We start from the raw sequence: 7,652 nt of genomic DNA, 5'->3' as shown, positions 1-7,652 counted from the left end.
CAGATGTGTATAAGGGACAGGGGCCCGCCGCGCGCCCAGTCCTTGCGGTCGCGGCTCGCGTGGTAGGACTGCGGCGACGGCAGCGGGGGGCCGGCGGGCCAGCGGCGCGCGACGTCCCACGCGTCCAGCCACTGGACGATCGCGTCGAGGCCGGTGAGCAGCCCCCCGGTGAACGGTGTCCGGGACTGGCCGACCACCATGATCTGCGCGCAGACGCGGCCCTCCCGGCCGACGCGGTCGCCGAGCAGCCGGGCCGCGCGGGTGATCGGGAGGAGCTGGACGGTCTCGCCGGTGCCGGGATGCCACACCAGGTGCGCCGGCCGGTCCGCCTTGACGAGGTCGGCGGCCACCGAGCGCGCGGAGACGGTGCGCGGATCGTACTCGCCGGCGCACCAGACGGCGCGGGGAGCACCTCCCCGCAACGCTCCGCCGTCGTGTCGTGCCGGCATGCGGCCGACTCCCGGCAGCCATGCGTCTGCCACGGTGCGTTCCCCCCAACCGGGCGGTCTAGTCCCGAATGGTCTAGTCCTCTTCTCTTAGCCCAGCGAGACTCATAAGTCCAGCCTGCCGTCTCATGGGCCGGGATGACGGCTGCCGACGTCCGGGCAAGGGGGAAGCCCTGTGTGCTCGGGTGTCGTCGCAGACCCGTACCCCGGGTGTCCCAAGATTCCACCTTGTGTCACGTTTTTCTCCAACGACCGCCGGTGAAACGCTCGCCCGGGGCCCGGAGCCGCAGTGTCGTCCCAGGTCAGGCGGGATACTGAAGGCCAGGTGAAGTAAACCTGCAAGTCGGCCGGAAGTGGCCGACAACGGATCGCGCGTATAAGCGTCCGCGCGCAGGTGAGGGCGCATGTACGGGGGTGGGGTTCACAGCCCGGACCGAGCCACGTTCTAATAGGGCGTCATGACCGTTGACGCAGAACTGCCGGCCGGAGTCCCCGGTATCGACGTCCCCCGCCTCGCGGCCTGGCTGGCCCGTGAGCTGCCCGGTTCGGGACGGATCAGCGCGATCGACCTGATCGCGGGCGGGCGTTCGAACCTGACGTACGGGATCACGCTGGACGGCGGCCGCCGCGTCGTGCTGCGCCGCCCGCCGCTCGGGCACGTCCTCCCGACGGCCCACGACATGGGGCGCGAGTACCGGGTGCTGTCCGCCCTCGGCGGCGGGACGTCCGTGCCGGTGCCGAACACGCTGGCGTTCTGCGACGACGAGGACGTCATCGGCGCCCGCTTCTACCTCATGGACTTCGTCGACGGCCGCGTCCTGCGCACCCGCGAGGACGCCGAGGACATCACCCCCGAGCAGGCGCGCGGCCTCTCCGGCGCTCTCGCCGAGGCCCTCGCCGCGATCCACACCGTGGACGTGCAGGCCGTCGGGCTGGCCGACTTCGGCCGTCCGAACGGCTACATGGAGCGCCAGCTCAAGCGCTGGGGCAAGCAGTGGGACAGCTCGCAGGAGGCGATCCGGGCCACCGGGACCGTCCGCGACCTGCCCGAGTACGACCGGCTCGTCGCGCGGCTCGCCGAACGGATGCCGGCGGACGCGCCCGCCCGGCTCGTCCACGGCGACTTCCGGCTCGACAACGCGCTCGCCCGGCTGGAGCCGCGCCCCGAGATCGCCGCCGTGGTCGACTGGGAGATGTCGACGCTGGGCGACCCGCTGTCCGACCTCGGCCTGACGCTCGTCTACTGGGCCGAGGCCACCGACGCCCAGGAACTGCCCGTCGGCGCGACCATCACCTCGGCGCCCGGCTTCTACACGCGCCGCGAGTTCACCGACCGGTACGCCGCGCTGACCGGCTTCGACCTCGCCGACCTCGACTTCTATGTCGCGTTCGCGTGCTTCAAGCTCGCGGTCATCCTGGAGGGCATCCACGCCCGCTTCCTGCAGAACGCGACCGTCGGCGAGGGCTTCGACCAGATCGGCGGCGGCGTCCCCGTCCTCCTGGACCGCGCCCACCGCACCCTCGACACCGGCTTCCTCTCCTAGCGCACCCGCCCGCCGGACGGGCGTGTCCGTCCGGCGGGCCGCTGAACACGCGCCTCCCAAGAGACGCCGCGCATCAGCGATACCGGACGGTCGCCGATCGGCATGGTCAGCAGATATAGGACACCGACACCGAGCCGCCGGGTGAGAACGTCACGGAGCCGGTCTGGGTACCCAGGCAGAAGCCGTCCGCGCGCGAAACGCGGACCATACGGCTCTCCCCGGCGTCGAGACGTCCGGAGCCTCCCGCCCGGACGGGCCCGTCCGTGTCGGTCACCCGCCAGTTCACCGGTCCATCGACCGCGGCGATCTTGATCAGGCAGGAGCGCTCTCGCTCCATATCGCACCCCGATACTCGAAGGTTCCCCGGCTTCGGCGGATCCGGGGCGCGCGTCGTCGGCGGGGCCGGGGCCTGCGTCGTCGGCGTCTTCGACGGGGTCTTGGACGGCGACGGCGACTTCGACGGCGACTTCGACTCGGTCGGGGACGGCGAGGTGACCGTGGGGGACGGGTCGGTCGGTGTCGCCTCGGGCACGCGGGAGTCCCCCGGCGAGCCGCTGTCGCCGGGCACCGCCGGGCCGGTCGCGGCGGCGTTCGTCCCGCCGCTCCCGCTGTGCAGCCAGGACCACGCCCCGACGCACAGGACCGCCATCCCGACGGCCACCGCGACGGCCGCGAGCACCGGGCCGCGCCGCCGGGGCGCCTTGTCGCGGGCGCGCGGGGCGGTCGGCTCGTAGGGGAGCGGCCACCCGTACTCGTCGAACGGCTCGGTCCACGCGGCGATGGCGCGGCGGTTCCCGGCGCGGTCCTCGGCGGTCGCGGCGGTCAGCACGTCCAGCCGCAGCTCGGCGGGGATCGCCGCGATCGGCAGCACGGACAGCACCCGGTCCGGCGGCAGCGCCGGCGTCTCCTGCGCCTCGCACACCGGGCAGCTCGCCACATGCCGGACGAGCGACGCCGACGTCTGCGGGGTCAGCGGCCACGACTCGGTCAGCGCCGCCACGCTCGGGCAGTTCTTCCAGTGGTTCTGCGCGATGAGGGCGGCGCGCAGCGCGGCGGCGAGGTCCTCGCGGGCCTTCTCGACCAGCGCGAGCGTCTCTTCGAGGGGGATCCCGAAGACGCCGCACACGTCGACCTCGTCCAGCTCGTGCCGGACCGACAGGTCGATCGCCTCGCGCTGCCGGCCGCTGAGCGCGGCGAGCGCGCTGTGCGCGAGCAGCCGGCGCTCCTCGCGGCGGGCGAGCTGCTCGGAGGTCAGGCCGTCGTCGGCCTCCGGCGCCTCCTGCCCGATGTGCCGGTTCGGGCTGTCGCGGCGCCGCATGCACTCCTTGCGGGCGATCGCGTAGAGCCAGCCGCGCAGCCGGTCCGGCTCGGTGAGCCGGTCCACGTGCTCGCGGGCCGCGATGACGACGTTGCGGAGCGCGCCGGCCGCCTCGACCCGGTCGCGGAGCAGGCCGTGGCAGTAGTCGTAGAGGAACGGCGCGTAGGTGTCGTAGACCTCGGTCAGGGCGATGACGTCGCCGGCTCGCAGCGAGTCCGCCAGCCTCTGCTCGTCGTTCCGCCCGGGCCCTGGCTCACCGGCCACGGGAACCCTCCCAGTCGAATTCGGTGGTGTTGTGGATCGTGCCCCCGGCGAGCCCCGACGCGAGTCGGCCGACTCTGGTTGCCTGATCATGCCACCGAGTTGCTGGAATTTCTCCCTTATGAGCGGATTTCCGTGACTGATTCAGTACGCGGTGTCGCCATCTGTCCTAGTCGACGGGCACCCGGTCACACAAAAGTGATCTAGCTCACACCCGTCCGTCAGCCGGTGCCGCCGCCGGGGTTCTGACCATCTCCAGGTTTGGGGTCACTTGTGCACGTCCAATAGACGGTGGCACGGCCGTTCGGGTAGAACGAGACCGTCCCAGAGCCAGAGCCGTTGCAGGTACCGGAGACGCGGACTGTGGCACTGCTCGGCTTGCCGCTGGCCAGCGGGCCGCCCCCGCTGACGGTCACGGCTGACGGAGCCGACGCAATTCCCCAGTTCACAGCTCCGCCTTCTGCGGCCACCGAGATCGAGCAGGACTGATCGCGAGTTGCAGTGCAACCCGGGCCCACCGCGAGGTGCCCGCTGCTCGGCGTTGAGCGGGTCGGGCTGGGCTGGGAGGAGTGGGTGGACGGCTTGCGGGTGGTCCGGGTCGGTGTCGGGGTCGCCGAGGTCGTGGTGGGCGTAGGCGTGGGGGTGTCGCTCTCCGTCGGCGTGGGCGAGTCCAGCGGATCTTCCGAATCCGGCGGCGAGGACGGGTCGAGCACCGACGCCGACGCCCCGCCGGACGGGTCCTGTGCGCTCGTCCCGCCGCTGGACGATCCCGACATCACGTAGAACGCCCCCGCGACGATCACGATGACGGCGGCAGCGGCGGCGAGCGCCGGCCAGAGCGCGCGCGGGCCGCGCCGTTCGGGGGCGTCCTGCATGGACGTCCGGTCGCCGACGATGGGCCAGCCCCACTCGTCGAGCGGCTCGGCGCGGTGCGCGATGTGCGCAAGGTCGGGGGCCAGCGCCGCGTCGGTGGCGGTCGCCATGACGTGCCCGCGCAGGTCGTTCGGCATCATCGCGACCGGTAGCACCTGCAGGAGCCGCGCCGCGGGCACCTGGTCGCGCCGCGAGCCGCAGGTGGGGCACGACTCGACGTGCTGGACGAGTTTGCGGACGATCGGCGGCGGCAGCGGCCAGCCGCCCTCGTCGGCGATGGCGGCGATGCCGGGGCAGTCGCGCCCGGTGCGCGCGATGTGCACGGCGGCGAGCGCGTCGTCGAGCCGGGCCTGCGCCGCGCCGGCCAGGTCCGAGGCCTCCTGCGCGCCCAGGCCGAGGACGCCGCCGACCTCGAAGGTGTCCAGGCCGTGCCGCAGCATGAGGTCGAGCGACTCGCGCTCGCGGCCGCGCAGCGCCGACAGCGCGCTGTGCACGAGCCGCCGCGTCTCCTGCCGCCGGGCGAGTTCCGCCTCGTCCAGGAAGCCGTCCTCGACCTCGGGCGCCTCGTGCCGCGCGGCGGGACGGTCCGGGTCGCGCAGCCGCCGCGTGCACTCGTTGCGGACGAGCGCGTACAGCCAGCCGCGGAACCGGTCGGGTTCGCGCAGCACGGGCACGTGCGCGTAGGCGGCGATGAGCGCGTCGTGCAGCGCGCCGGCCGCCTGCTCCTGGTCGCGCAGCAGCGCGTGGCAGTAGTCGAACAGGCGGGCCGCGTAGCGATCCATCACCTGGATGAGCGCGCTCGGATCGCCTGCGGCCAGTGCGCGCGCCAGGCGTTCGTCGTCGGCGCGGTCGAGACTGGGCCAACCGGACACGAGGTCCTCCCGCGGGCTGTGATCGGATTCCTCGTCCGCGCCGTCGGGGACGAAAGGGGGATCCAAGAGGGGAGCGGTGCACTCTCCCGCCGTCGGGTGGGCCCGGCGGACACGTCCCCGTCACGGGCCGGGGAAAGTTTGGGTCGGAGGCCCGACGGCCCCGCTCCCCGTCGGGCCTCCGACTATAAAGACGATCGACTCCGGCGCCCGGTTCACATCGATGTGCAGGAAAAATCAAGAACTACCTGACGCGTCCGTAAGATCACCGAAAGGTGATCATTCGATCCGCCGGGACAGCATCTTGAGGAAGATCTTGGAGATCTCCTGCGGCGTCTGCGCCACCTGGACGTTGCCGTTGGTGGCCGCCGCGATCTGCTCCAGTTCGTTGCGGTCCACGCCCTTGCCGAACCCGATCATGTTGACCTGGATCGGCTTGTTCGGGTCCTGCATGGACTTCAGCTGCTGCAGCGTCGACTTCAGCGTGGGCCCGCCGTCGTCGTCGTTCTTGCCGTCCGTGAGTAGCAGGATCGAGTTCCCGAACTCCGGCTTGTAGGTCTCGTTCATCTTCTTGTACGCGGCCAGCATCGTCCGGTACAGGCCGGTGTCGCCGTTCGGCTTCGGCTTCATCTGGTTGAGCGTCGACAGGACGAGGCCGCGCCGGGTGTTGGACCCGATCCGCTCGCCGAGCGGGCCGATCGGCACCGTGATCTTGTACGGCAGGTCGCCGTTCATGTTCGTGGAGAACAGCCACTGGCCGAGTTCGGTGTCGTTGGACATCATGCTCAGCCCGCCCTGCGACACCTGCGCGATGGCCTGAAGCCGGGTGGTGTTCGGACCGACCTTCTCCAGCATCGAGCCGGACACGTCGATCAGCGTCAGCATGCGCAGCCCGAGCGTCAGCTTCGACCACGCCTGCATGATCTTCGCGACGTTCTCGCTCTTCGGCTGGGGCAGCTGCCGCGGCGTGGCCGGGCTGACCCCCGCCGACTGGTCGAAGCCCGCCGGCGCCTTGCTGTCCGGGGTGCGGAAGCCGTGCTCGTGGACGTCCTTGCGGGTCGCCTCGGTGCCCATCGCCTTCTCCAGCAGCCGGGCGGCCTTCTGCTTGCCCTCGTCCTTGCTGGTGACGGTGAACGGGTAGTCCATCGACAGCGTGCCCTCGACCGGGTACAGCGCCACCGCGGGCTCCGCCGGCTTGGTCTTGTTGTACTGGTAGAGCGCCTGCTCGGAGGACAGCGAGATCGGCTTCTTGCCGCTCTGGCCCTTGCGGAACGCCGCGAACTCCGCCTCCACCGAGGGGACGGTGCTCTCCCGGACCGTCCGGACGATGCCGGTGAAGATCGAGTCGCGGTTGGGGTCGTTCGCGAGCAGCATGCTGGTGACCATGAGCGAGCCCATGCCAGCCGCGTTCTTCATCGGGTCGGGGACGACCAGCCGCACCGACCCGGCCGGGATCATCTGATTCTTCGTCACCGCGCCGCCCGCGGTGCCGCCGGCGGCCTTCAGCAGGTTGTCCCAGGACGGGCTCGCGGTGATGCCCTGCTTCTTCAACTGGACGGCGAGCGACTGCGGCAGCCCCACGACGATCGGGCTCTTCGCGACCGAGGTCTTGGTGGAGACGAGGCCGCTCTTATCGCCGCCCTCGGCCCCGGCCTGGGCCTGGGCCAGCGAGATCCACAGGGACGAGTCGGGGATCCATACGTCCGGGCGCTCGTTGGACCCGCCAGTCACGGCCTGCCCGGACAGCAGCGGCGTCACCGCCGACGGCTCGACCTTCTTCACGGTCGCCTTGACGCACTTGCCGTCGACCTTGCTCTTGCCGTTGTTGAAGCGCCCGGCGGCCTTCTCGATGACCGGCGCGATGTCCGGCGCCGCCGCGACCGATAGGTTCATCGCGTCGTCGCCGGAGCAGCCGCCACTCTCGGCGAACGCGTAGACGCCGACGCCGAGCAGCAGCGCGAGGCCCACGGCCCCGGCCATCGGCCCGATCAGCGCGGTCGTGCTGCGCTTGCGCCTGCGGCGCCCGTACCCGTAGCCGCCGGAGCCGCTGTCATAGCCGCCCGACCCGCCGCCGTAACCACCGGATCCGCCGGAACCGCCCGGACCGCCCGGACCGCCGGGGCCGCCGGACGAGCCCGAGCCGCCCGCACCACCACCACCACCGAAGAAGCCCGACGGGCCGCCGTCCGAACTCCGGATCGAGTCGTACTCGCTGTACCCGGTGCCGGCGAGCGGTGACGACTCGGGCGGGGGGCCCTGCGGGGACGACGACCGCGGCTCGCCCTGCGGGTACCCGCCGGACCGCCCGAGCCCGTAGCCGCCCTGTCCCTTATACACCTCT

5 protein-coding genes are annotated in these 7,652 nt (G+C 71.8%); 1 reads left to right on the top strand and 4 read right to left on the bottom strand.

The annotated features are described in order from the left end of the window. A partial coding sequence (locus HUX53_RS05050; protein ID WP_176402001.1) for a hypothetical protein occupies positions 1–449 on the bottom strand: 449 nt, incomplete at its 3' end. Between the two features lie 455 nt (positions 450–904). On the opposite strand from HUX53_RS05050, the gene HUX53_RS05045 reads away from it, so the two are divergent. Continuing rightward, the gene (locus HUX53_RS05045; protein ID WP_176402000.1) at positions 905–1,990 is read left to right on the top strand and encodes a phosphotransferase family protein; all 1,086 of its coding nucleotides are present in this window, start codon (positions 905–907) and stop codon (positions 1,988–1,990) included. Between the two features lie 106 nt (positions 1,991–2,096). Here the strand turns inward: HUX53_RS05045 and HUX53_RS05040 are convergent, their stop codons facing one another. The 3 genes from HUX53_RS05040 to HUX53_RS05030 all read right to left on the bottom strand — a co-directional run. Beyond that, a complete protein-coding gene (locus tag HUX53_RS05040; RefSeq protein WP_176401999.1) occupies positions 2,097–3,572 on the bottom strand; it encodes an RNA polymerase sigma factor in 1,476 nt (491 codons plus the stop codon). 218 nt (positions 3,573–3,790) lie between these two features. After that, entirely contained in the window at positions 3,791–5,314 is a 1,524-nt protein-coding gene (locus HUX53_RS05035) for an RNA polymerase sigma factor (RefSeq protein WP_176401998.1), read from the bottom strand. Positions 5,315–5,590: 276 nt separating this feature from the next. Then, a partial coding sequence (locus HUX53_RS05030) for a substrate-binding and VWA domain-containing protein (protein ID WP_176401997.1) occupies positions 5,591–7,652 on the bottom strand: 2,062 nt, incomplete at its 5' end.

Source organism: Actinomadura sp. BRA 177 (assembly GCF_013372625.1).
GTDB lineage: Bacteria > Actinomycetota > Actinomycetes > Streptosporangiales > Streptosporangiaceae > Spirillospora.
Note: the sequence above shows the minus strand (reverse complement) of the source record. Positions and strands in the feature narration are given on the sequence as shown.